The organism is Lentzea sp. NPDC006480, assembly GCF_040611995.1.
GTDB lineage: Bacteria > Actinomycetota > Actinomycetes > Mycobacteriales > Pseudonocardiaceae > Lentzea.
Genome location: NZ_JBEXPJ010000131.1, coordinates 1 through 25,313, shown reverse-complemented (window position 1 = coordinate 25,313; position 25,313 = coordinate 1). Strand labels below are relative to the sequence as shown.

The following is a 25,313-nucleotide window of genomic DNA, read 5'->3' as shown; positions in this document are numbered from 1 at the left end:
TGACGCGGCCGTCGCAGCCGCGGGCGAACGTCTGGGCGCTGCTCTGCGCGCCTGAGTTCTCGACGACGGCGGTCACGACGGGTAATTCGTCGTGGCCGCCGTTTTCGTTGCTTCTGGCGGACTCCACGTGTGAGCGCGCACCCCTGCTACAAACGCAGCGACAAAATAGGTTCCTTATCTCCAGGCGCCTGCGATCTGTTACACTGGGTGAGTCCCGGGATTCTTCGAGAATCTTGGGATTTTTCGCGTAAGGAACGCGTTGACCTCTAGTCCGCGTACGCGAGTAACCGATCCATGCCGGTTGACAACAGTGCCGCCAGGGTCCTTCTTCTGGTGTCTTGTGCACGCTGTGTAGTGATTGAACGTTCTTCAAACTTGGTGCCGTACCCACCGAGCACCACCCAGGGAGAACGAAATGCGCAAGCGCACCGCAGTCATCGCAGCAGTCGCCGTCGTCGCGATCGGCGGGGGCGTCGCCTACGCCGCGTGGTCGAGCACCGGCTCCGGTTCCGGCACCGTCAGCTCCACCACGAGCCAGAACTCGAGCATCACCCCGGTCAGCGGTTCGGGCCTGTACCCCGGCGTGACGGTCGACGCCGTCGTCAGCATCAACAACCCGAACGACTACGCGGTGAAGGTCAACTCGATCGCCGACAGCTCGTCCAGCGTCAACGGCACCTGCGCGGCCGGCACCGTGACCACCACGTCCGCCACGACCGACTTCAGCCCGGTGATCGCCGCGCACGGCACCCAGAACTACACGCTCAAGGCCAAGATGAACGCCGACGCGAGCGACGGCTGCAAGAGCATCACGTTCACCGTGCCGCTGAACGCCCAGCTCGTCTCCGCCGCGAGCTGATCGATGCGCCGCGCCCTGATCGCGCTCGCCACGCTGCTGGTCCTCACTCCGATGTCCAGCGCGGCCGACAACAGCCCGGCCAAGGCGTTCACGATCGCGGACGTCGGTACCGCGACGGGGTTGGTCCCCGGTGGGACGGTGACCCGGAAGGTCCGGGTCACCAACCCCAACAACCAGGACATCAGGGTCACCAGCCTGACCACCGCGGTCGGGCGGCCCTCCACCTCCTGCCCCGCGAACGCCGTGACCGTCGATCCGCTCGCCGTGCCGTTCGTCATCGCCAAGAACGCTTCCGCCGACGTGTCCCTGACCGTCCGGATGGTCGCGTCGGCACCCAACGCCTGCAGAAACCTCACCTTCCCCCTCACCTACTCGGGAACGGCGATCAAGCCATGATCAGCTTCAAGGAACTCGTCCGCCGGCGGTACGTGCGCCGCGGCGTCATCGTCTTCGCGGTCATGACGGCCGCGCTGGGCTCGGGGGTCGCCTACGCGGCGTGGACGAGCTCCGGCACCGGCACCGCCACCACCAAGGCGGGCACCGCACAGGCTCCGGTGGTGTCGGGCGGCGCCGTCACCACCGGTCTGCTCTACCCCGGCGGCACCGGCGACGCGGTCGTCACGGTGTCGAACCCCAACCCCTACCCGGTGATCGTCACGTCGGTCGCGCCGAACGGTGCCGCCCTGTGCAGCGTGACGTTCACCCAGCGCTCTCCCGGCACGGCGCTGGCCGCCAACAGCGCTCCGGTCCTCATCACGCTGACCGGTGCAGTGGCCATGGGGGCGAACGCGGCGAACACCTGTCAGGGCGCCTCGATCGACATCCCCGTGCTCGTCACGATCGCGAGCGCGTGATGCGGGCCGTGCTCGCGGGTGCCGCGGTGCTGTGCCTCGTCGCGGCACCGGCGGCACACGCGGCCTGGCAGACGTCATCGCCCGGCGCCGCCAAGGCCAAAGCCGGCCAGCTCGTCGCGCTGACGCCGATCACCTGCACCGGCACGAACGTGCAGTGGACCGCGGTCGGCGGGCCGGCCACGTACTCCGTTTACTTCGCCAATGGCAACAATTATCCGGCCACGCCAGACGTGGTGACCGGGAATACCTCCGCCACGGCGCCCGGTAAGGTCAACGTCCTCATCAAGGCAGCCGTGGGCACGTGGTCCACGCAAGGCGAGTCGGCCGGAAAGATTTGTAACTGATAATTCGCTCGATCGGCTGAGTCCCGGAGATCGGGATTTGGGATCAAACCAGCAGGTGGTAGCCCTGCGTAGCTGTCAAGGTGCCAAAGGTCCTTCATTACTCGGGGAAATCGGCGCCCGTCAGACGCTTGCGCAGTACGTGAAGCTTCTCCAAGATTGGCGGCGCGGCCCGCGGGGGCCGAGGGGCGAAGCGATGAACCACCGGGCGAGTTGGTCGCCGGTCCGGTGGGGAGCTAGAGGCGAACCCACCGCCTGGAGCAACAACTCTGGAGAGTTGCGCCATGCGTAGTCTGGGTCCGCGCCTTGAGATCGCCGTGTCGTTGACGATTCTCATGGTCGGCGCGGCCGTCGTCGCGGCCATGCACCTGACGTGGCCCGATCAGCAGGGGCCTGCCATGGCCTACTCCGTGAGCAGTGGCGAGTCGGACATGCTGCAGCTCAAGCCGTTCGAGATCAACGACATCTCCGGCGCGGCGGTGGAACTCCGGCCGGGCGCCGAGGGTGAGCGCAAGGTGCGGCTGTCCAACCCGAACTCCGTCGACATCATCGTCGAGAGCCTGTCCGCGGTTCCCGGTCAGCCGCTCGACGCCACCCAGCAGCGCGTCGAGGGGTGCCCTGCTGGAGTGCTGACGGTCGTGCCGCTCACCGACATCGTGGAGATCCCGGCCGGGGGAGCGGTCGAGGTCGTCATGAAGGTCCAGGTCGCGAAGGACGTCCCGAACGAGTGCTCCGAGCTGGTCTTCCCGCTCACCTACTCGGGTCGCGCGAAACACGGCTAGCCAGCCGTTCCCGCGCGGCCGGCCACTCCGGCGGCACCATCGAGTAGACGACCGTGTCGCGCTGAGTCCCGTCCGGCCGCGTCACGTTCGCGCGCAGCACACCGTCCCGGACAGCCCCGAGCTTCTCGATGGCCCGCTGCGACCGCACGTTCGACGCGTCGGTGTACCAAGCCACCCGCAACGCCTTCCTGGCCTCGAACGCCTCGGTCAGCAACAGCAGCTTGGCCTCGGGGTTGATCGCCGTGCCGTGCCACGCGCTGCCGACGATCGTGTAGCCGATCACCAGCCTGCGGTGTTCCGGCACCACCTCGTAGAACGACGTCGTCCCCACCACGCGCCCGGTGGCGACCTCGATCTGCGCGAACGCCTCGCGTGTCTGCAGAGCTGCGCTGATCCAAGTTCGCATGTCGTCGACATTCTGAGGTTGAGGACTCAGCAGCCACGTCCAGATGTCCGGATCGCGCGTGACCTCGAACAGCTCCTCGGCGTGATCGAGCGACAACGGCTCCAGCTTCACGTGCTTCCCCAGCATGAGATCAACCCTAGAGGTGCTTGAGCGCCTCACGCCGGGAGAGCGGCGACAGTCCCGGCCGCGCGTCCACGAACGACCGCACCCAGCCCGGCTCGGTCTTCGCGAACTCCCGCAGCGCCCACCCGATCCCCTTGCGCAGGAAGAAGTCGCGGTCGTCCACGTTCGCGTCGATGCACGCGGTCAGCAGCTCGACGTCGGTCGCGCCCTTCGATCCGAGCTGGCAGATGATCGACGTCCGCCGCCGCCACTTGTCCTCGTCCGTCGACCACTTCAGCATCTGCGGCCGGATCACCTCGGGTGTGGACCGCAGCAACGGCCCGATCAGCCGCGACGCGGTCTCGTCCACGAAGTCCCACCAGGCACCCGTCACGATCACCTCGTCGAACCACGGCATCAGCGACACGTCCTGGAACCGCTTGTCCGCGCTCAACGACAACGCCACGTACCGTTCCTCGCGATATGTGGCCTCCCGCCACAACGTCTGCACGACGTCCAGCCACTCGGAGCGGGATTCCAGCCGCGGCAACGACTTCAGCAACGTCACCCGGCCCGGCTTCTGCACGCCCGCGAACGGCATGTCGGACTTCATGTACGCCTGCATCTCCGGTGCCTTCGCCGGATCCGCCAACTCCTGCAACCCGGCCCGGACAGCGGCGATGAACGAATCCTTGGGAGTCACGCGACGACCGTATACGCTGACGACCGAGCCGCCGCTGAAAACGTTTGCACCAGATTGCAGCGGAGGCTGAAATGGTGGGTTCCAGGCGGACCTTCTTCAAGGTGTCCGGACTCGTGGCGGCGGGAATGCTCGTCCACGGCACGGCGAAAGCCGATCCGTGGGACGAGGTGGACGCCATCCTCGCCCGCATCAAGCCGCCGGCGTTCCCGGACAAGGACTTCGACGTCACCGCGTACGGCGGCAAGGCGGACGGCAAGACCGACAACACCGCCGCGTTCAAGAAGGCGGTCGAAGCGGCGAACGCGGCGGGTGGCGGCCGGGTAGTCGCGAAGGGTGGCACGTTCCTCACCGGCGGCATCACCTTGCTGAGCAACGTGAACCTGTTCGTGGACAAGGGCGCCAAGCTCCTCTTCAGCACCGACCCGAAGAAGTACCTGCCCGTGGTCGAGACCCGGTGGCAGGGCATCGAGTGCCTGAACCACCAGGCGTTCGTGTACGCCAACAAGGCCACGAACATCGCGATCACCGGCGGCGGCACGCTCGACGGCCAGGGCCAGACCTGGAAGCCGTGGGGGAGCGGCGGTTCCGACTGGTCGCAGCTGCAGAAGTGGGGCGCGGACGGCACTCCGGTCGCCCAGCGCAAGCTCGGCGAGGGCCACAAGCTGCGGCCGAACCTGATCCAGTTCGTGTCCTGCGAGAACATCCTGATCAGCGGTATCACCATCGAACGCCCGCCGATGTGGAGCGTGCACCCGGTGAAGTCGCGCAACATCACCGTCGAGGGCGTCACGATCAACAGCCGCGGCGGTGGCGGCAACAACGACGGCGTGGACCCGGAGTGCTGCACCGACGTGCACATCAAGAACTCGACGTTCAACACCGGCGACGACTGCATCGCGATCAAGTCCGGCCGCGACGTCGACGGGCGGCGGGTGAACATGCCGTCGCAGAACATCGTCATCGAGAACAACAAGTTCGTGTTCTCCAACCGCGGCGCGATCTGCATCGGCAGCGAGGCGTCCGGCGGCGCGCGCAACATCTACGCGCGCAACTGCGCGGTCAACCAGGCGAACACCGCGGACCAGCTCTGGTACGCGGTGTTCATCAAGACCAGCAAGTATCGCGGCGGGGTCATCGAGAACATCCACTTCCGGGACATCACCGCGAACAAGCTGACCAAGTCGCCGGTCTTCATCACGTTGAACTACAGCGGTTCCGGCAACTCCGGCCCGGTGGTGAACCCGGTGGTGCGGAACATTACGTTCGAACGGCTCATCGTCGCGGGCTCAAAGGAGTACGCCGTTGAGATCGATGGCCTATCGGCGTCCAAAGTGAGCAACGTCATCGTCTCGAATTCGAAGTTCACCGCGATCTCCAAGGGCGCCAACAAGCTAACGAACTCGCAAAACATCACTTTCCCCGGCACGACTGTGAACGGAAAGCCTGCTTGATCCCCGTACCATTCGTGTTCATGCGTGTGCTCATGGTTGTGGCGGCGCTCGTGCTCACCAGCATGGGCGTCACCAAGGCGGACGCGGCGGACTACCTGGATCTGCCGCTGTCCAACGGAAACGGCGAGGAGCGGGGCGGGGTGCACCCGGACCTGCCCTACGACCGGGCCGTGCTGGAGGCCGCGCTGAACCGCCACCGCGCCAAGGGCATCGCGCCGGCCAGGTTCAAGGCGTTGTTGTGGCAGTACTGGATCGTCCGCGCCGCCGAGGACGCCGGCGTCGCGCTGTCCGAGTGGGACCCGCAGCGCAGCGCCGACGCGAACCGCGCGACGATCTTCGCCGTCTACGACTTCTACGCGAAGCTCTACGTGGCGCACCCGGACACGTTGCGGTGGATGGGGTTCGCGAACATCGGCGCGCCCGCGTTCGCCGCCGGGATGCTGGATCTCGGCACCGTGCCGGAGCTGCGCTGGTTCTCTTCGATGCTGATGTCCATGCAGAAGCACATCTTCATGGACCTCGGCGCGATGCACGCCGCTTATCTGCACGGCGGGATCAAGGCCGTGGAGGAGATGCGCGACGCGGGGATCATCGACCCGGACACCACCGCGGCGTGGGCGGATCCGGCGCGGGCCGTCCTGGAGTTCTCCTCGCGCGAGCAGAACCTGGTGATCGCCGACCAGTTCGACCGGATGCGCGCGCGTTTGTTGCCGCCCGGTGAGGTCGTCACGTACGCGATCACGGTGGCCGGTCCGATGCCGGTGCCGGGAGGCAAGACCCCGGCGCAGTACCGGCCGTTGTTCGGTGGTCCGTTACCCGCGTTCAACTACGCGGACCGGGTGGCCCGCTGGGACTTCCTCGGCAACGACACCGTGCCGGCCTACGAACGGCTTTCGCGCGACACCGTGCACAAGATCGTGCAGCGGCCGTTCGCGGACCGTGTCGCGGAGTACCGCGCCACGGCCCGCCTGATCGACCTGATCATCCCGTTCAGGAGTGCCGAACCCCGGAGCGGAGTTCGCTGAGCACGGTCAGCCTGTCCTCGTCGTGGATCCGCTTCGTGGTGACGCGATCGGGGTAGCAGCGCATGAACATGTTGGTGAAGTGCGTTCCGTAGTGGATGACGTCTTCGCCGTGGGGATCGTCCAGCGGCCGCACCACGGCTTCGAAGTTGGGCTCGTGGAAGTACGCCATGGTGAAGCGCTCGCGGTTGTTCAGCAGCACCTTGTGCGGCGTGGAAAGCAGCTGACCGCCCGTGAGGAACTGCAGGATGTCACCGGGGAACACGGTGAAGACGTGCTGGACGGGCTCGACGAAGTTCCAGCCCTCCGCGTCCTGGAAGCAGCCGGCCGCCGACTCGTCCGGCAGCCAGTTGCGCGGCCGTTCCTCGCCCTCGATCGGTGGGCGGACGTAGAGGCCGCCGACGTCGTCCTGTGCGGCGAGGACGAGCATGCCGTAGTCGGTGTGCGCGCCGATGCCGCGGTCGACCGTCTCGGACTTGGTCGGGAACCGGAGCACCCGCATGTGGTGCCAGCCGTCCGCGGTCAGCTTGGTGAAGGTGTCGATGTCGAGTCCGAAGCCCAGTGCGGTGAGCTTGAGGATCTTCTCGCCGGACTCGCCGAGCATGGCCATGAAGTTCTGCATGGCATCGCGGTAGAGGTTGTCCGGCCACGGAACGGGCCCGTGACACGGCCACTGGTCGACGACCCGGGAGTCGTCGAGCGGAACGTCCTTGCAGACGGTGAAGATCTCCGAGTAGTCCGCGATGCCGTCGGTGACCTCTTCGCCGGACGCGATGTAACCGGCGTAGGTCAGGTCGCTGACCAGGCGCGACTTCTCCTCGAGCGACAAGCCGTGGAAGAACCTTCTGCTGGCCTCCATGGCTTCTTCGGTGGTTCGGTCCTGCACCGCGTCCGTTGCGATCTGCAGAATCCCGTCGGCCTGCCACGCCGCGATGAGCTGGCGGCCGAGCTCGACGTCGTCGTCCGAGCCCGTGACGATCTCGGGCAAACGGAAGGTGCGTAGTTCGGTCATGGCCCAACGAACGAAGATTCCGTTGAACGGGTTCATTTTTCGTTCAGAGGTGGAATCGGATCCGTCTTAGTAGGCTGACGAGCATGACGTCGTACGACTACGACCTGATCGTCATCGGCTCTGGCCCTGGTGGCCAGAAGGCGGCGATCGCGGGTGCGAAACTGGGCAAGCGCGTAGCGATCATCGACAAGCAGGAGATGGTCGGCGGCGTCTGCGCGAACACGGGGACGATCCCCTCGAAGACGCTGCGTGAAGCGGTGATGTACCTGACGGGGATGAGCCAGCGCGAGCTGTACGGCGCCAGCTACCGCGTCAAGCAGGACATCACGATCACCGACCTGATGGCGCGCACGCAGCACGTGATCGGCCGCGAGGTCCAGGTCGTCCGCGCGCAGCTGCACCGCAACGGTATTGATCTGCTGAACGGCTTCGGGCGCTTCGTCGACCCGCACACCATTGCGGTGGAAGGAAGTCACCGCGGCGACCGCACGACGATCTCCGGCGAGTTCATCGTGATCGCCACGGGCACGACGCCCGCGCGGCCCTCCGTGGTGGACTTCGACGAGGAGCGGATCCTCGACTCCGACGAGGTCTTCGCGCTCACGGAGATCCCGTCGTCGCTGGTCGTCGTCGGCGCGGGCGTGATCGGCATCGAGTACGCGTCGATGTTCGCCGCTCTCGGCTGCCGGGTCACCGTCGTCGAGCAGCGCGAGAAGATGCTCGACTTCTGCGACCCGGAGATCGTCGAGTCGCTGAAGTTCCACCTGCGCGACCAGGCGGTCACGTTCCGCTTCGGCGAGAAGGTCGTGAACGTCCAGGTGTCCGAGGGCGGCACGGTCACGCAGCTCGCGTCCGGCAAGCGCATCCCGGCCGCCGCCGTCATGTACTCGGCCGGTCGCCAGGGCACCACGGACAAGCTGGACCTCGTGAACGCGGGCATCGAGGCCGACAACCGCGGCCGTCTCTCGGTCGACGAGCACTACCGCACGCCGGTCGAGCACATCTACGCCGTCGGTGACGTCATCGGCTTCCCGGCGCTGGCCGCGACGTCGATGGACCAGGGCCGGCTGGCCGCGTACCACGCGTTCGGCGAGCCGGTGCACGACCTGACCGCGTTGCAGCCCATCGGCATCTACACGATCCCGGAGATCTCGTACTGCGGCGCGACGGAGACCGAGCTCACCTCGTCCGCGATTCCTTACGAGGTCGGGATTTCGCGCTACCGCGAGCTCGCGCGCGGCCAGATCGTCGGTGACGCGTACGGCATGCTCAAGCTGCTCGTGTCCACTGTGGACCGCAGGATCCTCGGCGTGCACGTGTTCGGCACGGGCGCCACGGATCTGGTGCACATCGGCCAGGCCGTGATGGGGTGTGGTGGCACGGTCGACTACCTGGTCGACACGGTCTTCAACTACCCGACGCTGTCCGAGGCCTACAAGGTCGCGGCTCTCGACGCCACCAACAAGATCCGCGCTCTGGACCGCTTCACGACCGGGTGAGGCCTGCGTCGTGGGCCACGATGGCGGCCTGCACGCGGTTGGCGCACTCCAGCTTGGGCAGGATCCGGCTGATGTGCGCCTTCACCGTGCCGGTCGCCATGTACAGCCGCTCGCCGATCTCGGTGTTCGACAACCCCTCGCCGACCAGCTTGAGCACGTTGCGCTCGGTGTCGGTGAGGGTGTCGATCTTCTTGCGCGCCTCGGACCCGCTGTCCGGCGCGGCGAGGTGACGTTCGATCAGGCGCCTGGTGATCTGCGGGGCGAGGATCGGTTCGCCGTTGGCTGCCTTGCGAACGGCGTTGATGAGCTCCTGTGGTGGCGTGTCCTTGAGCAGGAAGCCGGTGGCGCCGACCTTCATCGCCTGCGCCACGTAGGAGTCCTCGCCGAACGTCGTGAGCATGACGACGTTGGTGTCCTTGGCGATCTGCTCGGCGGCCTTGAGCCCGTCGCCGCCGGGCATGCGGATGTCGAGCAACGCCACGTCGACCGAGTGCTCGAGGGTGAGCTCGACCGCCTGCCTGCCGTCGCTCGCCTCGGCCACGACGGTGATCTCCGGGTCGTTCTCCAGGATCAGCCGGATCCCGGCACGCATCAACGTCTCGTCGTCGGCGATGAGCACTCGGATCACGCGGGCCACCCTACGGCCCTTCCTGCTCCTTCGAGTGCAGCTTGCCGTCGCGGTAGCAGAGCTTGTAGTACAGCTGCGCGTTGTGCGAGGTCTGGAACCGCGAGCACCCGTCCACCCCGAGCTGGCCGACGCCGTACTGATCCATGACCTCTTCCTCGGACGTCACGCCCACCTTCAGCGAGTCGAAGTACGGCGCGTTCATCTGAGTGGGGTTGAGCAGCGCGAACAGCAGCAGCACGATCAACCCGCCGGAGATCGGCAGCAGCGCCAACAGCCCCAGGCACCCACCACCGACCACCCGTGGCACGGTCAGGACCTCGGCCTTGAGCGGCGGAGGCACCTCCCTGGTCTCGATCACGGCCTGCGCCGCCGGGTGCAACGGGACGTCCGCCGCCACCCGGAACCCGCCCTCGGCCGGCGGCCCCGCGCTGAACGACCCGCCGAGCAGGCCGACGCGTTCCTCCAGGCCGATCAACCCTCGCCGCGCGCCCTTGCCCGGCGCGGCGGAGGACGGCGCGTTCAGCACCTGGATCTTCGCCCGGCCGCCCTGGACCGCGACCTGTACCCGCGTGCGCGCGCCCGGTGCGTGTTTGTCCACGTTCGTCAACGCCTCGCGGACGACCCGGTGCACCGCACGGCGCGTGCGGGGGTCGGCGCCGTGCAGGTCGTCGCCCGACCAGTCGAGCGCGGCCCTGCCTTGCACGAGCTGAGCGATGTCAGAGCGGGTGCCGGTGTCCTCGTCGAGCGACTCGGGCTCGGGGTTGGTCCGCAGCACGCCGAGGATCTCCCGCAGTTCCGCCATCGCGAGCGACGACGTGGTGCGGATCAGCTCGGCCTGTTCGTGCAGCTGAGGAGATCTCCGCGCGGTCGCCAGCTCCAGCGCGCCCGCGTGGATGGAGATCAGGCTGAGCCGGTGCCCGAGCATGTCGTGCATCTCGCCCGCGATGTGCGAGCGCTCCTCCGAACGAGCAGACGCCGCGGTCAACGCCCGTGCGCGCTCCAGGTATTCGTTGCGTTCCTGGAGGAGGCGGACCATCGGCCGGCGGCGGCCCAGCAGCATGCCGGACACGGCTGGGAAGACCACGAAGAACACCGAGCCGACGATCCCGCCGAGCAGGCTCTCCCAGGCCGGCGTGCCGTCGTGCACCAGGAAGAGGCTGAACGCGGTCTGCAGCACCGACGCCACCCCGAGCAACGCCCACAACCGGCCCAGGCGAGGGATTCGCCGGGACGCGGCGAACACCACGAACGCGGTGGTGGCCATCGCCCAGAGGTTGTTGACGGCGAAGAGGGGAGCGGTGAGCAGCAGCGTCCACTCCGGCTTGCGTGGCGCCAGCCACACGAGCGCCGCGATCCACACGGCCGACGCGACGGTCAGCGCCGGGTGCGGCACCGGTGCCAGCGGGGCGATCAACGGCACAAGGCCGACCAGGAAGGCCAGCACTGGCCAGACGAGCCTCATCGGGCCAGCTCCTTCTTCGAGGTCAGCCGGCTCTGCTTGTCGAAGCACAGCTCGAAGTCGCGATCGGACGCGTCCCGCACGTGGTAGCGCAGGCACCCGGTGTTGTCCGACGGCACGCCGAACCCGAACGTCTCGGTGACCTCCTCCTCGTGCGCCACCGACACCTGGAACGCGTCGAACTCCTGCCGGCTCATCTCGGGCTTGCTGAAGATCGCGACGATCAGCAGCACGAACACCGTGCCGAGCGCCGGCACGACCGACAACGCGGCCAGACACCCGCCACCGACCACCCGCGGCACGGTCAAAATCTCGGCGGTGATCGGCGGCGGCGCCTCAGCCACACCCCCGTCGGCGGCCGCACGCGGGGGCCCTTCGTGCGCTTCTGCCGAACGAAAGCTCCCCGCGTGCGCCACCGGATGCAGCGGGAGGTCGGCCGCGAGCCGGAATCCGCCCTCGAACAGCCCCGCGGCGAAGGAACCGCCGATCAGCTCGACGCGTTCCTCCAGGCCGACGAGGCCGCGCCGGGTGCCGCTGCCGCGAGGTTCGCTGCTGGGACCGTTGACGACCTCGACGCGCACCGTCTCGCCCACGTCGACCGCCACGCGTGTTCGGGCTGACCGCGCGTGCTTGTGCACGTTCGTGAGTGCTTCGCGCACGACCCGGTGCACCGCCCGTCGCAACCGTGCGTCGGCATCGGTCAGATCGGAACCCGACCAGTCCAACGACACCGAGACGCCCGCGCTGACCGAAGCAGCCACGAGCCGTTCGACATCCGCGCGCGTACCGGCGTCCTCGTCGGCCTCGATGGAGCCGAGCACGCCGAGGATCTCGCGCAGCTCGTCCATCGCCACCACGGACGTCTTGCGGATCAACTCGACCTGTTCGCGCAGCTCAGGAGCCTCCACCGCCGCCGACTGCTCCAAGGCGGACGCGTGCGCGGTCAGTTGCCTCAAACGGTGGCTGAGCATGTCGTGCATCTCGCTCGCGATGTGCGCGCGCGTGTCCGAACGCGCCGTGCTCGCCGTCAACACACGCGCGTGCTCCAGGTAGTCGTTGCGCTCAATCAGCACCTGCGTCAACGGCTTGCGCCGCCCGACCAGCCCGCCGGCCACCGCGGGGAAGATCAGCAGGAACACCACGGTGAACCCGGTGCCGAGCACGTACTCGGTGATGTTCTCCCCGGCCCGCCACGAGTGCAGGCCGCCGAAGCCCGCCTGCAGCAGTGCCGTGACGCCGATCAGCAGCCACACCTGCACCTGAGTGCGCACGGACCGGGCAGCCCGGAAGATCACCAGCGACGTCGGCGCGATCGCGAGCAGGTTGTTGACCGCGTTCAGCGGCGCTGTGAGCACGATCGCCCACCGCGGCCAGCGCGCGCTGATCGGCACCAGCGCGGCCGCCCACACCGCGGACGCCACGATCAGCCACCAATGCACCGGCCTGCCGAGCGGCGCGAACAGCGTCACCAGCGCCAACAGGAAGGCGCCAGCCGTCCACAGCCCGTCGCGCACCTTCACGTTCACGCTGCGCATCATGGTCGACCGCCCGGCGACCCCCACAGCCCCACCCGGCCCGACCGCATAGCCATGTGGCCACTTTTCGGCACGCGGGGCCCCCGCGTGCGCCAGGAGAGTACGAAAGCTCCCCGCGTACTCATTCCAGTTGAGTGAGTTTGCATGGCCGTGCATAATCATGCGTATGACAGTGAGGATCGCGGTCGCGGGCGCCAGCGGGTACGCGGGTGGCGAGCTGCTCCGCCTGCTACTGGCTCATCCGGACGTCGAGATCGGCGCGCTGACCGCGAACAGCAGCGCCGGTGACCTGTTGCTCAAGCACCAGCCGCACCTCCTGCCGCTCGCGGACCGACAGCTCCAAGACACCACAGTCGAGACCCTCAAGGGGCACGACGTGGTGTTCCTCGCACTCCCTCACGGTCACTCGGCTGAGCTGGCCGAGCAACTCGGCGACGACACTGTCGTGATCGACTGCGGTGCCGACCACCGGCTGACCAGCGCCGATGACTGGACGCGGTGGTACGGCGGCGAGCACGCGGGCTCCTGGCCGTACGGGTTGCCCGAGCTCCCCGGTCAGCGGGAGAAGCTCGTCAACACGCGCCGGGTCGCCGTCCCCGGCTGCTACCCGACGGTCTCGTCGCTCGCGTTGGCCCCGGCCGTCGACCTCATCGAGGACGAGGTCGTCATCGTCGCCGTGTCGGGCACGTCCGGCGCCGGCAAGTCGCTCAAGCCGAACCTGCTGGGTTCCGAGGTCATGGGCTCGGCCAGCGCGTACGGCGTCGGTGGCGCCCACCGGCACACGCCCGAGATCACCCAGAACCTGAGCGCCGCGGCGGGCAGGCCGATCAAGGTCAGCTTCACGCCGGTGCTCGCGCCGATGTCGCGCGGCATCCTCGCGACCTGCACCGCCCAGCTCAAGGACGGCGCAAACGTTCGCGAGACCTACGAGAAGGCGTACGCGAACGAGCCGTTCGTGCACCTTCTCCCTGAAGGGTTCTGGCCGACGACGAACGCCGTGCTGGGTTCGAACGCCGTCCAGATGCAAGTCACCGTCGACGAGGACCTGAACCGGCTGGTGGTCGTGGCCGCCGTCGACAACCTGGCCAAGGGCACCGCGGGTGCCGCCGTCCAGTGCATGAACCTCGCTCTCGGCCTGCCGGAAACGACCGGCCTCTCGACCGTTGGAGTCGCTCCGTGAACCGCAACAAGGGCGTCACCGGACCCCAGGGCTTCCGGGCCGCCGGGATCGCCGCCGGGATCAAAGAGTCCGGCGCGCTGGATCTCACGCTCGTCGTCAACGACGGGCCGCAGGACTCCGCCGCCGGTGTCTTCACCACGAACAAGGTGAAGGCCGCGCCGGTGTTGTGGTCGCAGCAGGTCATCCAGTCCCGACGCCTCACCGCGGTCGTGCTCAACTCCGGCGGCGCCAACGCGTGCACCGGTCCCGAGGGCTTCCAGGACACGCACGCCACCGCCGAGAAGGTCGCCGAGGTGCTCGGCACCGGCGCGGTCGACGTCGCGGTGTGCTCCACCGGCCTGATCGGCGAGCGCCTGCCGATGGACAAGATCCTGACCGGCGTCGAGAACGTCGCGAAGGAGCTGGACTCCTCGGTCGAGGCCGGGCTCAACGCCGCCACCGGCGTGATGACCACGGACAGCCGCCCGAAGCAGTCGTGGCAGGCGTCCGAGCAGGGCTGGTCGGTCGGCGGGTTCGTGAAGGGCGCGGGCATGCTCGCGCCGAACATGGCCACGATGCTGTCGGTGATCACGACCGACGCCAAGATCTCCGGTGATCAGCTGGACAAGGCGCTGCGCCTCGCCACTTCACGGACGTTCGACCGCCTCGACGTCGACGGCGGCACGTCCACGAACGACACCGTGCTGGTTCTGGCCTCGGGCGCTTCGGGTGTCGAGCCGACGTTCGAGGACTTCACCGCGTTGCTGACCGAGGTCGCCGCAGACCTGGTCAAGCAGCTGCAGGGCGACGCCGAGGGCGTGACGAAGGAAATCAGCATCACCGTCAAGCAGGCCGCCACCGAGGCCGAGGCCGTCCACATCGGACGGACGGTCGCCGAGGACAACCTGGTGAAGACCGCGCTGTTCGGCAGCGACCCGAACTGGGGGCGCATCGCGATGGCGCTGGGCCGTGCGGACGCCGAGATCGACCCGGACGTGCTGCAGATCATCATCAACGGCGTGTCGTTGTACCGCAACGGAACCCGCGACCGCGACCGATCCGAAGCGGACCTGAGCGGCCGTGACATCGAGATCGTCATCGACCTCAACGTCGGCGACGCCGAGGCCACGGTGCTCACCACGGACCTGTCCCACGACTACGTCGAAGAGAACAGCGCTTACTCCTCATGAACGCACAAGAGAAAGCGGCGGTCCTCGTCGAGGCCCTGCCGTGGTTGCAGCGTTTCCGCGGCGCGATCGTCGTCGTCAAGTACGGCGGCAACGCCATGGTCGACGACGAGCTGAAGAAGGCGTTCGCCGAGGACATGGTGTTCCTGCGGCTGTGCGGCCTGCGCCCGGTCGTCGTGCACGGCGGCGGCCCGCAGATCAAGTCGATGCTGGACAAGCTCGGCATCCACAGCGAGTTCCGCGGTGGCCTGCGCGTCACGACTCCCGAGGCGATGGACGTCGTGCGGATGGTCCTGGTCGGCCAGGTCGGCCGTGAGCTCGTCGGCCTGATCAACCAGCACGGTCCTTACGCCGTCGGCATTTCCGGTGAGGACGCGCACCTGTTCACGGCCACGCGCCGGGGCGCGATCGTCGACGGCGAAGAGGTCGACATCGGCCTGGTCGGCGACATCACCGAGGTCAACCCGGACGCGGTGCTCGACATCGTGCGTGCGGGCCGGATTCCGGTCGTGTCGTCGGTGGCGCCGGACATCCACGGCGTGCCGCACAACGTGAACGCGGACACGGCAGCTGGCGCTCTCGCGGTTGCTCTCGGCGCCGAAAAGCTTGTCGTGCTGACGGACGTTGAAGGCCTGTACGCGAACTGGCCGGACAAGTCGTCGCTGCTCAACCAGGTGCGCGCCGCGGATCTCGAGAAGATGCTGCCGGACCTGGAAAGCGGCATGGTGCCGAAGATGGAGGCCTGCCTGCGGGCGGTGCGCGGCGGGGTCCCGCAGGCGCACGTGATCGACGGCAGGCTCGCTCACAGCGTGTTGCTCGAAGTGTTCACCACTGAGGGTGTCGGAACGATGGTCATGGGGGACAAATGACTTCGCGGTGGCAACAGTCCATGATGGACAACTACGGCACACCTCAGCTGGCGTTGGAGCGCGGTGAGGGCGCCTACGTCTGGGACACCGACGGCAAGCGCTACCTCGACCTGTTGACGGGCATCGCGGTGAACGCCCTCGGCCACGCGCACCCGAAGATCGTCGAGGCGGTGACCGCGCAGATCTCGAAGATCGGCCACACCTCGAACCTGTACGTGAACGAGCCCGCTCTGGCGCTGGCGGAACGGCTCCTGGACCTGAGCGGTGTCCAGGGCAAGGTCTTCTTCTGCAACTCCGGCGCCGAGGCGAACGAAGCGGCGCTGAAGATGTCACGCCGCACCGGCCGCACGAAGATCGTCGCGTGCACCGGCGGCTTCCACGGGCGCACGATGGGCGCGCTGACGCTGACCGGCCAGCCCGGCAAGCGCACGCCGTTCGAGCCTTTGGTGCCAGGCGTTTCGCACATCCCGTTCGGTGACGTGGCCGCGCTCGAAGCCGCGATCGACGACGACACGGCGGCGTTCATCGTCGAGCCGATCCAGGGTGAGCAGGGTGTCGTCGTGCCGCCCGAGGGCTACCTGCAGGAAGCCCGCCGGATCACCGCTGAGCACGGCGCGTTGCTGATCCTGGACGAGGTGCAGACCGGCATCGGCCGCCTCGGCACGTGGTTCGCGTTCCAGCAGGCCGGGATCGTGCCGGACGTGATGACGCTGGCCAAGGGAATCGGCGGCGGGCTGCCGCTGGGAGCCACGATCGGTTTCGGCGCGGCGGCTGACCTGTTCCAGCCCGGCCACCACGGCACCACGTTCGGTGGCAACCCCGTGTGCTGCGCGGCCGCCCTCGCGGTGCTCGACACGATCGCCGCGGAAGGCCTGCTGGAGCACGCCTCGTCCGTGGGCAAGGAGATCGCGGCCGGGGTGGAGGCGTTGCACCACCCGATGATCTCGGGAGTGAGGGGAGCCGGGCTGCTGCTCGGCATCACGCTGCGCGAGGCGGTCTCGGCGAAGGCCGCGGCGGTCGCGCAGCAGGCCGGCTACCTGATCAACCCCATCCAGCCCGACGTCATCCGGCTGGCGCCGCCGCTGGTGCTGGACGAGTCCGACGCGCTGTCGTTCGTGGCCGCGCTCCCGACGTTCTTTGAGGAGCAGCAGTGACGTTGCGGCACTTCCTGCGGGATGACGACCTGACGACCGAGGAGCAGTCGGCCGTCCTGGACCTCGCGGACGCGTACAAGGCGGACCGGTTCACCGCGAAGCCGTTGGCGGGCCCCAAGTCCGTCGCGGTGATCTTCGAGAAGAACTCGACCCGCACCCGGTTGTCGTTCGAGGTCGGCATCGCGCAGCTCGGCGGCAACCCGGTGATCATCGACGGCCGCTCGATGCAGCTGGGCCGCGAGGAGACGATCGAGGACACCTCGCGGATCCTGTCCGGGTACGTCGACGCCGTGGTGTGGCGGACGTTCGCCCAGGCGCGGATGGAAGCGATGGCCAGCGTGTCGCGGATTCCCGTGGTGAACGCGCTGACCGACGAGTTCCACCCGTGCCAGGTCCTCGCCGACCTGCAGACGATTCGCCGTCGTTACGGCAAGTTGGCGGGTCTGACTTTGACGTACCTGGGCGACGGCGCCAACAACATGTCGCACTCGCTGCTGCTCGGTGGGGCCACGGCCGGCATGCACGTCCGCATCGGTGCTCCGGCGGGCTTCGTGCCGAACCCGCAGTTCCTGGAGGACGCCAAGAAGCGCGCCGCCGAGACCGGTGGCTCGGTGTCGTTGATCAGCGATCCCCTTGCCTCCGTCGACGGGGCGGACGTGCTGGTCACCGACACGTGGACGTCGATGGGCCAGGAGAACGACGGCAAGGACCGCGTCGGCCCGTTCCGCCCGTACCAGGTGAACGCTTCATTGCTCGCCGCGACGGGAAAGCCGGACTCGACGGTGCTGCACTGCCTGCCCGCGCACCGCGGCTGGGAGATCACCGACGACGTGCTCGACGGCCCGCAGTCGCTGGTGTGGCAGGAGGCCGAGAACCGCCTGCACGCCCAGAAAGCGCTGCTCGTGTGGTTGCTGGAGCAGTCGTCATGACTCGCACCGCACGCCAGGGCCGGATCGTCGAGATGGTCAGCCAGCTGGTCATCCGCAGCCAGTCCGAGCTCGCGAAACTCCTCGCCGCGGAAGGCATCGAGGTCACCCAGGCCACGTTGTCACGCGACCTGGACGAGCTCGGCGCGGTGAAGCTGCGCGGCCCCGACGGCGGTGCGCCGATCTACGTGATCCCCGAGGACGGCAGCCCGGTGCGGGGTGTGCAGGGCGGCACGACGCGGCTGGCCCGAGTTCTGGGGGAGCTGCTGGTCTCCACCGACTCGTCCGCGAACCTGGCGGTGCTGCGGACGCCTCCCGGTGCCGCGCAGTTCCTGGCCTCGGCCCTGGACCGCGCGGCGTTGCACGAGGTCGTCGGCACGATCGCGGGTGACGACACGATCCTGGTCGTGGCCCGTGAACCGATGACCGGCGCCGAGCTGGCCGAGCGGATCGCCGCGCTGTCCTCGGGCAACGGCGATGAATGACCCCGTGCACGCCGTTCTGACGTTCGACGCGGGCGTACCGGTGGCGGTGGACGGCGAGACCGTGTCAGTCGCTGAGGCCGTCCGCGAGCTCAACTTCCGCGCCGGCGTGGTCAGGTCCAGCCTGGGCACGGTCGCGGTCCGGGTCGCGCGGATGGCCTTGTCCTCGGGCTCCGGCGAGGTCGACATCGCGCTGTACGAGGGGCGCGTGGTCGGCCTCGTAGCCCGTTCGGAAGAATCTCTCTACGACTTCGCCAGCTAGAAAGTTGCGTGCAATGAGTTCCTTGTGGGGTGGCCGGTTCGAGTCGGGACCGGCCGAGGCGATGGCCCGCCTGTCGCTGTCGACGCATTTCGACTGGCGGCTGGCGCCGTACGACATCGCCGGCTCGCGCGCACACGCCCGTGTGCTGCACGCGGCGGGATTGCTCACCGACGTTGAGCTCGCCGGCATGCAGAAGGCGCTGGACGAGCTGCTCGCCGACGTCGAGTCCGGCGCGTTCACCCCGGTGCTGGAGGACGAGGACGTCCACACGGCCCTGGAGCGCGGCCTGATCGACCGCGCCGGTGTCGAGCTCGGCGGCAAGCTGCGCGCGGGCCGTTCCCGCAACGACCAGGTGGCCACGCTGTTCCGGATGTGGCTGCGCGACGCCGCCCGCCGGGTCGCCGCCGGTGTCCTGGACGTCGTGGACGCGCTGGCCCAGCAGTCCGAGACGCACTTCGGCGCCGTGATGCCGGGTCGTACGCACCTGCAGTCCGCGCAGCCCGTGTTGTTGTCGCACCACCTGCTCGCGCACGCGCACTCGTTGCTGCGTGACGTCGACCGTCTGCACGACTGGGACAAGCGCGCCGCGTTCTCCCCGTACGGCTCGGGCGCCCTGGCCGGTTCCTCGCTGGGCCTGGACCCGGCGAAGGTCGCCGCCGACCTGGGCTTCTACGCGCCGGTCGAGAACTCCATCGACGGCACCGCCTCCCGCGACTTCGCCGCCGAGATCGCGTTCGTGCTGGCCATGATCAGCGTGAACCTCTCGCGCGTCGCCGAGGAGGTCATCATCTGGACGACCGCCGAGTTCCGGTTCGCCGTCCTGGACGACGCCTGGTCGACCGGCAGCTCGATCATGCCGCAGAAGAAGAACCCGGACGTCGCCGAGCTCGCGCGCGGCAAGTCGGGCCGCCTGATCGGCAACCTGGCCGGGCTCCTGGCGACCTTGAAGGCCCAGCCGCTGGCCTACAACCGCGACCTGCAGGAGGACAAGGAGCCGCTGTTCGACTCGGTCGAGCAGCTGGAGCTCCTGCTGCCTGCCTTCGCGGGCATGGTCGCGACTCTTCGTTTCGACGTGGACCGCATGGCGTCGCTGGCCCCGGCGGGCTTCACGCTCGCCACGGACATCGCGGAATGGCTTGTGCGCCAAGGAGTTCCGTTCCGCGTGGCGCACGAGGCGGCCGGTGCGTGCGTCCGCGCGGCCGAGTCCCGCGGCGTGGGCCTGGAGGATCTGACCGACGCCGAGTTCGCCGCCATCTCGCCGGCGCTGACGCCCGAGGTGCGTTCGGTGCTGACCGTCGAGGGCTCCATCGCCTCGCGCAACGCCCACGGCGGCACGGCTCCGGAACGCGTCCGCGAGCAGCTGGACGCGTTGGTGGCCAAGGCTTCGGCGGCACGTGAGTTCTAGGCTGCTGACCAGGGAGGAGCTGGCCATCGACCCGGTCGATGCGGCCCAGCTCCTCCTGGGGTCCTATCTGGAGGCCGGCGGCGTGCGCGTGCGCGTCGTCGAGGTCGAGGCGTACCGGGGCGGCGACGACCCGGCCTCCCACTGCTACCGCGGCAAGACCCCGCGCAACGAGGTCATGTTCGGCCCGGCCGGCTTCCTGTACGTCTACTTCGTCTACGGCATGCACTTCTGCGCCAACGTGGTCACGCTGACCGACGGCGTCCCCGGCGCCGTTCTCTTGCGCGCGGGCGAAGTCGTCGATGGCGAGGACGTCGCGTTCTCCCGCCGCCCCGCCTCCCGCTCGGCAGCCGAACTGGCCAAGGGTCCCGCACGGTTGTGCAAGGTCCTCGGCCTGGATCGCTCGCAGAACGGCGTGGATCTCACCTCAGCCGATTCGCCCGTGCGGTTGTACGCGGGTGAGCCGGTCACCGAGGTGCGGTCGGGACCGCGGGTGGGCGTTGCCGTCGCGATGGACGTGCCGTGGCGGTTCTGGATCGACTCCCCGGCCGTGTCGACGTACAAACGCGGTGGGAAGCGGCGCACTAAGGTGTGACTCCTGGGGCGATCTACGGGGGATCACGTGCAGGACAAGTTCGCTGCCGTCGCGCGCGAAATCATCGGCTTCGTCGAACCGGGCTTCGACCACCTCACGCTGCGGGCGTCCTGCAGTGGCGGGAGTTCCAGCGTCCGGCTCACGTCTGGTCCGTCCGAACAGGACCTGCGCTTCTTCCACCAGCTGACGGCGCTGGCCGCACTGGGGGAGGAACGGCCGGTCGTCTTCGAGATGCGCATCGAGGCGGACGGCACGTTCGAAGCGCTGGCCGCCGGCAACATCATCCAGAGCACGGGCAACCTCCCGCCCACCTACACCGTGGTGCGGAAGCCGCGCTTCCAGCCGAACGAGCACAAAGCCTCGTCGTTGGCCGAGGTGGAGGCCGTGGTCGGCGCGTCGCTGCCCCCGGAGGTGCACGAGCTGTACGCGAGTGGTGCCGAGATGATCGGTGACGCCCAGTTGTTCCGGGTCGACGAGATCCTGGGGTACTGGAGCGACCTGGCCGACATCGAGCGCTATCCGATGGACTGGGATCGGCCCGTGCGATACGTCGGCCCTGCCGGAGCCGTGCGGATGGTCCGGTTCGACCCGCGATGGGTGCCGATCGCCTCCAACGACTGGGGCGACGTCCTGTGCGTCGACCTGGCACCGGGTCCCCGCGGCAAGGTCGGCCAGCTGATTCAGCCAGCGGGCGAGGCACCGCTGATGCATCTCGCCGACTCGCTTGCGGACTGGTCGCGGTCGCCCGAAGCGCCGGAGCACGACAACCTCGAAGACCACGTCGACATCGCCGACCGCGGACCAGAGGGCGTGACAGCGCTGCCGGACAGCCTTCAGAAGCTCACCCTCCGCGACCCCGGCGACCTCGACTTCGGCCTGCTCTCCCGGCTGACCGCGTTGCGCGAACTGACGATCGTGCGCGGCACCTCCGTGCGCCTCGGCGCTCTCGCGCACCTGCCGTTGGAACGCATCGAGGTGACCGGCGACGAGATCGAGATCCCGGCGTGCGAAACCCTCACCTCTCTCGTGGCCGGCGGCGGTGCACGCGTCGAGGTGCCGGTGTTGCCGAACCTGCGCGTGCTCGACGTGTCCGGCGTTGAGGTGGACGTGGCGTCGTTGCCGCAGGTCGAGTACCTCGTGTTGAACGTCGGTCAGTGGCAGCGGTGCACGCGGACTCCCGCCGCCGCCTCCCTCACCGGGCAGTACTCGCTCGCTCGCGCACTCGACTGGGCGCGGGAGCGGGGCGTGGACGTGACGGGCGAGGTGTTCAGGGGGACAGCCGCTTCGTAGCCGCCACGAACTCCTCCTCCAGCTCCGGATCCACCTCGAACACCAGCGGTACCGTCATGTTGATCTGCTCGCCGGCCGTCAACCGCTCGACCAGCGTGTCCGCCACCCGTCGCAGATCCTGCGCCACCCCGTGCATCGCCAGCAGCTGCTGATCCGCGAACCGCGCCTGAATCCGGGCCGCCACCCGCGCGGGCTCCAGCGCGTAACTCGTGCCGTGAATCCGGCGCGCCCACTCCAGGATCTCGTCGAACGTCCGCACGAACAGCTCGCCGAGGTGCACGATCCGATCCGGATCGCCCGGCGTGCCCTGCGCGCCGAACGCGGCCTCCTGCGTCTCGCCCGTGAACACCGAATCGACCGCGACCTTGATGATCTCGCTGAGCAGCACGTTCCGGTCGCGGATCAGCTCGATCCCGTTGCTGTGCTCGACGGCTCCGTTGCGTGGCGCATAGCGGAGGAAGTGCTCCCAGTACTTCGGCTCCAGCTCTTGGAGTCCTTGCGACACAACGGTTACGTACAGCAGGTACTCCCAGCCGCGCGGCTTCTCCCTGGCGAGCGCCGCCACGGACTTGGGGGTGATCGGCGTAGTGGGAGTGAACGACGCACGGTGCTGCGCCAGCTTCTCCGCAACGGCCTTCGCGATGGTCTCGTTGCTGTGCTTGCGCATGTCGAGGTAGGCGATCGTCGGCAGAAGGCCGGGCACGGGCGTGTCGTCGATGCGGATCGGCAGCAGGTACTCGGTGTGCTGCTCCAATGCGCGCGCCTGAGCCGCACGGCGCTGAAGACGCGCCCACTCGGAGACGTAGTGCTGCGAGCTGAACAGCAGCACGAACCTGGCGCGCGAGCTGAACGTCTCCGAGAAGTACTCGACGAGGTCGACGCCCCACATCTCGACCTGCCGGTCTTCGTCGTAGAAGACCGTGACGCCCAGTTCCTTCAGCAGCTCCACGATCGGGAGCACGCGCTCCCGATCTTCTTCGGCGAACGACGGGGCGACGTCGAACTCGTACTCGGCCACCCCGCCATTCTTCTAGGGCCGAACGGTCCGGCGGTACCAGGCTCGCCGATGCTCCACCGGCAGCGCGAGACGTGCGATCAGGGTTGTCAGCAACGCGCCGATGGCCAGCCACAGCACCGCAGCCAGGCCCTCGTTGAACAGCACGGCCACCTTGGGGCTGTCCGGCGTGAAGAGGCCGTCCAGGCCGAGGGTGATCCCGCTCGCCCAGCCCGAGACGAACTGGAAGAACCCGTTGCTCGCGTTCGCGTCGGCCACCACCAGGAAGATGTGCACGAACAGCACGATGGCGAACGCCCAGCACACGACATCGATGACCGCACAGATGGTGTGCACTGTCCGTGCTCTGCGGTAGGTGTCGTCCCGTTCGACGACCTCCTCCACCACCGGCTCGTTCACGCGCGGCATGCGCTCGGTTGGTCGCCGCAACTCGTCACGTGGCTCCGTCATGACCGTCGGTTACCCGTGTGTGTACCGGGTAGAAACCCGTTCGACCTGGTAGGCGACAATGAGGGACGTGAGCGAGCACATCCTTGACGAACTTGCCTGGCGCGGCCTGATCGCGTCGTCCACCGACCTCGACGCACTGCGGAAGGACCTGGCCGCCGGCCCGCTCACCCTCTATTGCGGTTTCGACCCGACCGCGCCGTCGCTGCACGCCGGCAACCTGGTCCCGCTGCTGATGCTCAAGCGCTTCCAGATGGCGGGGCACCGGCCGATCGTGCTGGCAGGCGGCGCGACGGGCATGATCGGCGACCCGCGCGACACCGGTGAGCGCACGCTGAACACGCTCGACGTCGTCGCGGAGTGGACCGACCGCATCCGCGGCCAGCTGGAGCGGTTCGTGCACTTCGACGACTCGCCCACGGGAGCGATCGTCGAGAACAACCTGAACTGGACCGGCCAGATCTCCGCGCTGGAGTTCCTGCGCGACGTCGGCAAGCACTTCTCGGTCAACGTCATGCTGTCCCGCGAGACCGTGAAGCGGCGCCTCGAGAACGAGGGCATGTCGTACACCGAGTTCAGCTACGTGCTGCTGCAGTCGTACGACTACGTGGAGCTGAACCGCCGGTACGGGAACGCGTTGCAGATCGGCGGCTCCGACCAGTGGGGCAACATCGTCAGCGGCATCGACCTGGTGCGCCGGATGGAGGGCAAGCAGGTGCACGGCCTGGTGTCCCCGCTGGTCACCGATGCCCAGGGCAACAAGTTCGGCAAGTCCACCGGTGGCGGGCGCGTGTGGCTCGACCCGGAGATGACCTCGCCGTACGCCTGGTACCAGTACTTCGTGAACGTCGACGACGTGACGGTGCTGAACTACCTGAAGCTGTTCACGTTCCTCTCCCGGGAGGAGCTCGACGAGCTGGAGAAGCAGACCGCCGAGGCGCCGCATCAGCGGATCGCGCAGAAGCGGCTCGCGCAGGAGTTCACGGACCTGGTGCACGGGGAGCGCGCGACGCAGCAGGTCATCCTGGCCTCGTCCGCGTTGTTCGGCCGGGCCGACCTGCGCGAGCTCGACGAGTCCGTGCTGCAGGCGGCGCTGGCCGAGGCGCCGAAGGGTGAGGTCCGCCTGGCGGACGAGCCCACGATCGTCGACCTGCTGGTGGCGTCCGGGCTGGCCGACAGCCGTGGAGCCGCGCGGCGCACGGTCAACGAGGGCGGTGCCTACGTGAACAACGAGAAGGTGACCGACGAGGAGTGGAAGCCGGCGCCGTCGGACCTGCTCCACGGCAAGTGGCTGGTGCTCCGTCGCGGCAAGCGCAACAACGCGAGCGTGCAGGTCCAGCTCTGACCTGCGGGTTCGGTTCTTCGACGGCCGCTGGTCCCACACGGGACCGGCGGCCGTCGATCTTTCTTGGTGTGACGGCGGCCACAGTGTGTACGGATCGGGACTCCGATAGCGTGTTCAGCAGGTCCTGTATGGGGCTGCTGACCTGCGGTTTTAAACCGCAGGGCGCAGGGATGCCCCCGATTTGACCCCGTGTTGGCGTGCGTGTAACTTTCTCTCTGCCAGCGCGGAACGGGCCGGGAACACCGGAACGGAGTGCGGCAAGGGTCACGAACCAAGCTTCCACGGACTGTGGTAGAGTGGGTGATCTGGAAACGATGAAGACCCAGCCGGTAGCTCGTCTGAGCTCAGAGGCCAAGGGCGTCGAAGTTTCAAACACAAGCTTATGTACGACACAGCCTCGGATCGAGTCGCCGTTCGGCGTCCTCGTGATGATGAGCGCGTGTTCTTTGAGAACTCAACAGCGTGCCGAAACACAGCCAGTAATATATGAATTACCTCCTCGTCGAGGTAGTTCCTTTGAGAAGATA

At 68.0% G+C, this 25,313-nt stretch carries 26 protein-coding genes and 1 pseudogene; 19 read left to right on the top strand and 8 right to left on the bottom strand.

Features of this window, described 5'->3' with window-relative positions; translation table 11 throughout:
* Positions 1–415 precede the first annotated feature (415 nt).
* The 5 genes from ABZX92_RS34830 to ABZX92_RS34810 all read left to right on the top strand — a co-directional run bounded on the left by ABZX92_RS34830 (position 416) and on the right by ABZX92_RS34810 (position 2,836).
* Complete coding sequence (locus ABZX92_RS34830) at positions 416–859, top strand: hypothetical protein (protein WP_355569036.1); 444 nt, start codon at positions 416–418, stop codon at positions 857–859.
* A gap of 3 nt (positions 860–862) precedes the next feature.
* Positions 863–1,255, top strand: coding sequence for a hypothetical protein (locus tag ABZX92_RS34825; protein ID WP_355569033.1), 393 nt, complete (start codon positions 863–865; stop codon positions 1,253–1,255).
* On the top strand, positions 1,252–1,713 hold the full coding sequence (locus ABZX92_RS34820; RefSeq protein WP_355569031.1) for a hypothetical protein: 462 nt from the start codon (positions 1,252–1,254) through the stop codon (positions 1,711–1,713). Before ABZX92_RS34825 ends, ABZX92_RS34820 begins: the two co-directional genes overlap by 4 nt.
* Positions 1,713–2,057: a hypothetical protein gene (locus tag ABZX92_RS34815; RefSeq protein WP_355569028.1), complete on the top strand. Its 345-nt coding sequence runs from the start codon at positions 1,713–1,715 to the stop codon at positions 2,055–2,057. Before ABZX92_RS34820 ends, ABZX92_RS34815 begins: the two co-directional genes overlap by 1 nt.
* 281 nt (positions 2,058–2,338) lie before the next feature.
* Positions 2,339–2,836: a hypothetical protein gene (locus ABZX92_RS34810; protein WP_355569026.1), complete on the top strand. Its 498-nt coding sequence runs from the start codon at positions 2,339–2,341 to the stop codon at positions 2,834–2,836.
* On the opposite strand, the gene ABZX92_RS34805 is transcribed toward ABZX92_RS34810, so the two are convergent.
* Both ABZX92_RS34805 and ABZX92_RS34800 read right to left on the bottom strand, forming a co-directional pair.
* The gene (locus tag ABZX92_RS34805) at positions 2,805–3,368 is read right to left on the bottom strand and encodes a GNAT family N-acetyltransferase (RefSeq protein WP_355569023.1); all 564 of its coding nucleotides are present in this window, start codon (positions 3,366–3,368) and stop codon (positions 2,805–2,807) included. The genes ABZX92_RS34810 and ABZX92_RS34805 overlap by 32 nt on opposite strands.
* 10 nt (positions 3,369–3,378) lie before the next feature.
* On the bottom strand, positions 3,379–4,047 hold the full coding sequence (locus ABZX92_RS34800; RefSeq protein WP_355569020.1) for a DNA alkylation repair protein: 669 nt from the start codon (positions 4,045–4,047) through the stop codon (positions 3,379–3,381).
* Between the two features lie 71 nt (positions 4,048–4,118).
* Here ABZX92_RS34800 and ABZX92_RS34795 point away from each other — a divergent pair, with 71 nt between their 5' ends.
* Together ABZX92_RS34795 and ABZX92_RS34790 are read left to right on the top strand one after the other, a co-directional pair.
* Positions 4,119–5,498, top strand: coding sequence for a glycoside hydrolase family 28 protein (locus tag ABZX92_RS34795; RefSeq protein WP_355569017.1), 1,380 nt, complete (start codon positions 4,119–4,121; stop codon positions 5,496–5,498).
* 20 nt (positions 5,499–5,518) lie between these two features.
* The gene (locus tag ABZX92_RS34790) at positions 5,519–6,523 is read left to right on the top strand and encodes a hypothetical protein (RefSeq protein WP_355569014.1); all 1,005 of its coding nucleotides are present in this window, start codon (positions 5,519–5,521) and stop codon (positions 6,521–6,523) included.
* Here ABZX92_RS34790 and ABZX92_RS34785 read toward each other — a convergent pair.
* A complete protein-coding gene (locus ABZX92_RS34785; protein ID WP_355569011.1) occupies positions 6,489–7,532 on the bottom strand; it encodes a 2-oxoglutarate and iron-dependent oxygenase domain-containing protein in 1,044 nt (347 codons plus the stop codon). The two genes, ABZX92_RS34790 and ABZX92_RS34785, sit on opposite strands and share 35 nt — an antisense overlap.
* Positions 7,533–7,615: 83 nt before the next feature.
* On the opposite strand from ABZX92_RS34785, the gene sthA reads away from it, so the two are divergent.
* Positions 7,616–9,031: a Si-specific NAD(P)(+) transhydrogenase gene (gene sthA, locus ABZX92_RS34780; RefSeq protein WP_355569008.1), complete on the top strand. Its 1,416-nt coding sequence runs from the start codon at positions 7,616–7,618 to the stop codon at positions 9,029–9,031.
* On the opposite strand, the gene ABZX92_RS34775 is transcribed toward sthA, so the two are convergent.
* From ABZX92_RS34775 to ABZX92_RS34765, 3 genes are read right to left on the bottom strand one after another with little or no spacing between them, the layout of a single operon-like run.
* A complete protein-coding gene (locus ABZX92_RS34775; RefSeq protein WP_355569005.1) occupies positions 9,018–9,659 on the bottom strand; it encodes a response regulator transcription factor in 642 nt (213 codons plus the stop codon). The genes sthA and ABZX92_RS34775 overlap by 14 nt on opposite strands.
* 10 nt (positions 9,660–9,669) lie before the next feature.
* Entirely contained in the window at positions 9,670–11,121 is a 1,452-nt protein-coding gene (locus tag ABZX92_RS34770; protein WP_355569002.1) for a histidine kinase, read from the bottom strand.
* Entirely contained in the window at positions 11,118–12,644 is a 1,527-nt protein-coding gene (locus ABZX92_RS34765) for a histidine kinase (protein WP_355568999.1), read from the bottom strand. Before ABZX92_RS34765 ends, ABZX92_RS34770 begins: the two co-directional genes overlap by 4 nt.
* 175 nt (positions 12,645–12,819) lie before the next feature.
* Between ABZX92_RS34765 and argC the strand changes: the two genes are divergently transcribed.
* The 10 genes and pseudogenes from argC to ABZX92_RS34715 all read left to right on the top strand — a co-directional run bounded on the left by argC (position 12,820) and on the right by ABZX92_RS34715 (position 21,979).
* Positions 12,820–13,833 carry an N-acetyl-gamma-glutamyl-phosphate reductase gene (gene argC, locus ABZX92_RS34760; protein ID WP_355568996.1) on the top strand — a complete coding sequence of 338 codons (1,014 nt, stop codon included), beginning with the start codon at positions 12,820–12,822 and terminating at the stop codon, positions 13,831–13,833.
* Positions 13,830–15,002, top strand: a complete 1,173-nt coding sequence (gene argJ, locus ABZX92_RS34755; RefSeq protein WP_355568993.1) for a bifunctional glutamate N-acetyltransferase/amino-acid acetyltransferase ArgJ — start codon at positions 13,830–13,832, stop codon at positions 15,000–15,002. The genes argC and argJ overlap by 4 nt, the downstream gene beginning before the upstream one ends.
* Complete coding sequence (gene argB / locus ABZX92_RS34750) at positions 14,999–15,868, top strand: acetylglutamate kinase (RefSeq protein ID WP_355568990.1); 870 nt, start codon at positions 14,999–15,001, stop codon at positions 15,866–15,868. The genes argJ and argB overlap by 4 nt, the downstream gene beginning before the upstream one ends.
* Complete coding sequence (locus tag ABZX92_RS34745; RefSeq protein ID WP_355568987.1) at positions 15,865–17,022, top strand: acetylornithine transaminase; 1,158 nt, start codon at positions 15,865–15,867, stop codon at positions 17,020–17,022. The genes argB and ABZX92_RS34745 overlap by 4 nt, the downstream gene beginning before the upstream one ends.
* Positions 17,019–17,951, top strand: coding sequence for an ornithine carbamoyltransferase (gene argF / locus ABZX92_RS34740; RefSeq protein WP_355568984.1), 933 nt, complete (start codon positions 17,019–17,021; stop codon positions 17,949–17,951). The genes ABZX92_RS34745 and argF overlap by 4 nt, the downstream gene beginning before the upstream one ends.
* Positions 17,948–18,433, top strand: a complete 486-nt coding sequence (locus ABZX92_RS34735) for an arginine repressor (protein WP_045317131.1) — start codon at positions 17,948–17,950, stop codon at positions 18,431–18,433. Before argF ends, ABZX92_RS34735 begins: the two co-directional genes overlap by 4 nt.
* Positions 18,434–18,446: 13 nt before the next feature.
* A pseudogene (locus ABZX92_RS34730) lies at positions 18,447–18,539 on the top strand (argininosuccinate synthase); the annotation flags it as partial.
* 166 nt (positions 18,540–18,705) lie between these two features.
* The gene (gene argH / locus ABZX92_RS34725) at positions 18,706–20,097 is read left to right on the top strand and encodes an argininosuccinate lyase (protein WP_355568981.1); all 1,392 of its coding nucleotides are present in this window, start codon (positions 18,706–18,708) and stop codon (positions 20,095–20,097) included.
* Positions 20,087–20,689 carry a DNA-3-methyladenine glycosylase gene (locus tag ABZX92_RS34720; RefSeq protein WP_355568978.1) on the top strand — a complete coding sequence of 201 codons (603 nt, stop codon included), beginning with the start codon at positions 20,087–20,089 and terminating at the stop codon, positions 20,687–20,689. The genes argH and ABZX92_RS34720 overlap by 11 nt, the downstream gene beginning before the upstream one ends.
* A gap of 27 nt (positions 20,690–20,716) precedes the next feature.
* Complete coding sequence (locus ABZX92_RS34715) at positions 20,717–21,979, top strand: SMI1/KNR4 family protein (RefSeq protein ID WP_355568975.1); 1,263 nt, start codon at positions 20,717–20,719, stop codon at positions 21,977–21,979.
* Here the strand turns inward: ABZX92_RS34715 and ABZX92_RS34710 are convergent.
* Together ABZX92_RS34710 and ABZX92_RS34705 are read right to left on the bottom strand one after the other, a co-directional pair.
* Positions 21,957–22,997, bottom strand: coding sequence for a TIR domain-containing protein (locus tag ABZX92_RS34710; RefSeq protein ID WP_355568973.1), 1,041 nt, complete (start codon positions 22,995–22,997; stop codon positions 21,957–21,959). The genes ABZX92_RS34715 and ABZX92_RS34710 overlap by 23 nt on opposite strands.
* Before the next feature lie 12 nt (positions 22,998–23,009).
* Positions 23,010–23,444, bottom strand: coding sequence for a hypothetical protein (locus tag ABZX92_RS34705; protein ID WP_355568970.1), 435 nt, complete (start codon positions 23,442–23,444; stop codon positions 23,010–23,012).
* Between the two features lie 67 nt (positions 23,445–23,511).
* On the opposite strand from ABZX92_RS34705, the gene tyrS reads away from it, so the two are divergent.
* A complete protein-coding gene (tyrS, locus tag ABZX92_RS34700) occupies positions 23,512–24,786 on the top strand; it encodes a tyrosine--tRNA ligase (protein WP_355568967.1) in 1,275 nt (424 codons plus the stop codon).
* Positions 24,787–25,313: the final 527 nt, after the last annotated feature.

What these genes read in the sequence shown, in the direction of transcription:
- ABZX92_RS34790 (WP_355569014.1), top strand. Translation starts at nt 5,519, where the DNA reads ATGCGTGTGCTCATGGTTGTGGCGGCGCTCGTGCTCACCAGCATGGGC.
- ABZX92_RS34820 (WP_355569031.1), top strand. Translation starts at nt 1,252, where the DNA reads ATGATCAGCTTCAAGGAACTCGTCCGCCGGCGGTACGTGCGCCGCGGC.
- ABZX92_RS34770 (WP_355569002.1), bottom strand. Translation starts at nt 11,121, where the DNA reads ATGAGGCTCGTCTGGCCAGTGCTGGCCTTCCTGGTCGGCCTTGTGCCG.
- ABZX92_RS34745 (WP_355568987.1), top strand. Translation starts at nt 15,865, where the DNA reads ATGACTTCGCGGTGGCAACAGTCCATGATGGACAACTACGGCACACCT.
- ABZX92_RS34705 (WP_355568970.1), bottom strand. Translation starts at nt 23,444, where the DNA reads ATGACGGAGCCACGTGACGAGTTGCGGCGACCAACCGAGCGCATGCCG.
- argC (WP_355568996.1), top strand. Translation starts at nt 12,820, where the DNA reads ATGACAGTGAGGATCGCGGTCGCGGGCGCCAGCGGGTACGCGGGTGGC.
- ABZX92_RS34825 (WP_355569033.1), top strand. Translation starts at nt 863, where the DNA reads ATGCGCCGCGCCCTGATCGCGCTCGCCACGCTGCTGGTCCTCACTCCG.
- ABZX92_RS34810 (WP_355569026.1), top strand. Translation starts at nt 2,339, where the DNA reads ATGCGTAGTCTGGGTCCGCGCCTTGAGATCGCCGTGTCGTTGACGATT.
- ABZX92_RS34795 (WP_355569017.1), top strand. Translation starts at nt 4,119, where the DNA reads ATGGTGGGTTCCAGGCGGACCTTCTTCAAGGTGTCCGGACTCGTGGCG.
- ABZX92_RS34830 (WP_355569036.1), top strand. Translation starts at nt 416, where the DNA reads ATGCGCAAGCGCACCGCAGTCATCGCAGCAGTCGCCGTCGTCGCGATC.
- ABZX92_RS34785 (WP_355569011.1), bottom strand. Translation starts at nt 7,532, where the DNA reads ATGACCGAACTACGCACCTTCCGTTTGCCCGAGATCGTCACGGGCTCG.
- argB (WP_355568990.1), top strand. Translation starts at nt 14,999, where the DNA reads ATGAACGCACAAGAGAAAGCGGCGGTCCTCGTCGAGGCCCTGCCGTGG.
- ABZX92_RS34815 (WP_355569028.1), top strand. Translation starts at nt 1,713, where the DNA reads ATGCGGGCCGTGCTCGCGGGTGCCGCGGTGCTGTGCCTCGTCGCGGCA.
- argH (WP_355568981.1), top strand. Translation starts at nt 18,706, where the DNA reads ATGAGTTCCTTGTGGGGTGGCCGGTTCGAGTCGGGACCGGCCGAGGCG.
- ABZX92_RS34805 (WP_355569023.1), bottom strand. Translation starts at nt 3,368, where the DNA reads ATGCTGGGGAAGCACGTGAAGCTGGAGCCGTTGTCGCTCGATCACGCC.
- ABZX92_RS34735 (WP_045317131.1), top strand. Translation starts at nt 17,948, where the DNA reads ATGACTCGCACCGCACGCCAGGGCCGGATCGTCGAGATGGTCAGCCAG.
- sthA (WP_355569008.1), top strand. Translation starts at nt 7,616, where the DNA reads ATGACGTCGTACGACTACGACCTGATCGTCATCGGCTCTGGCCCTGGT.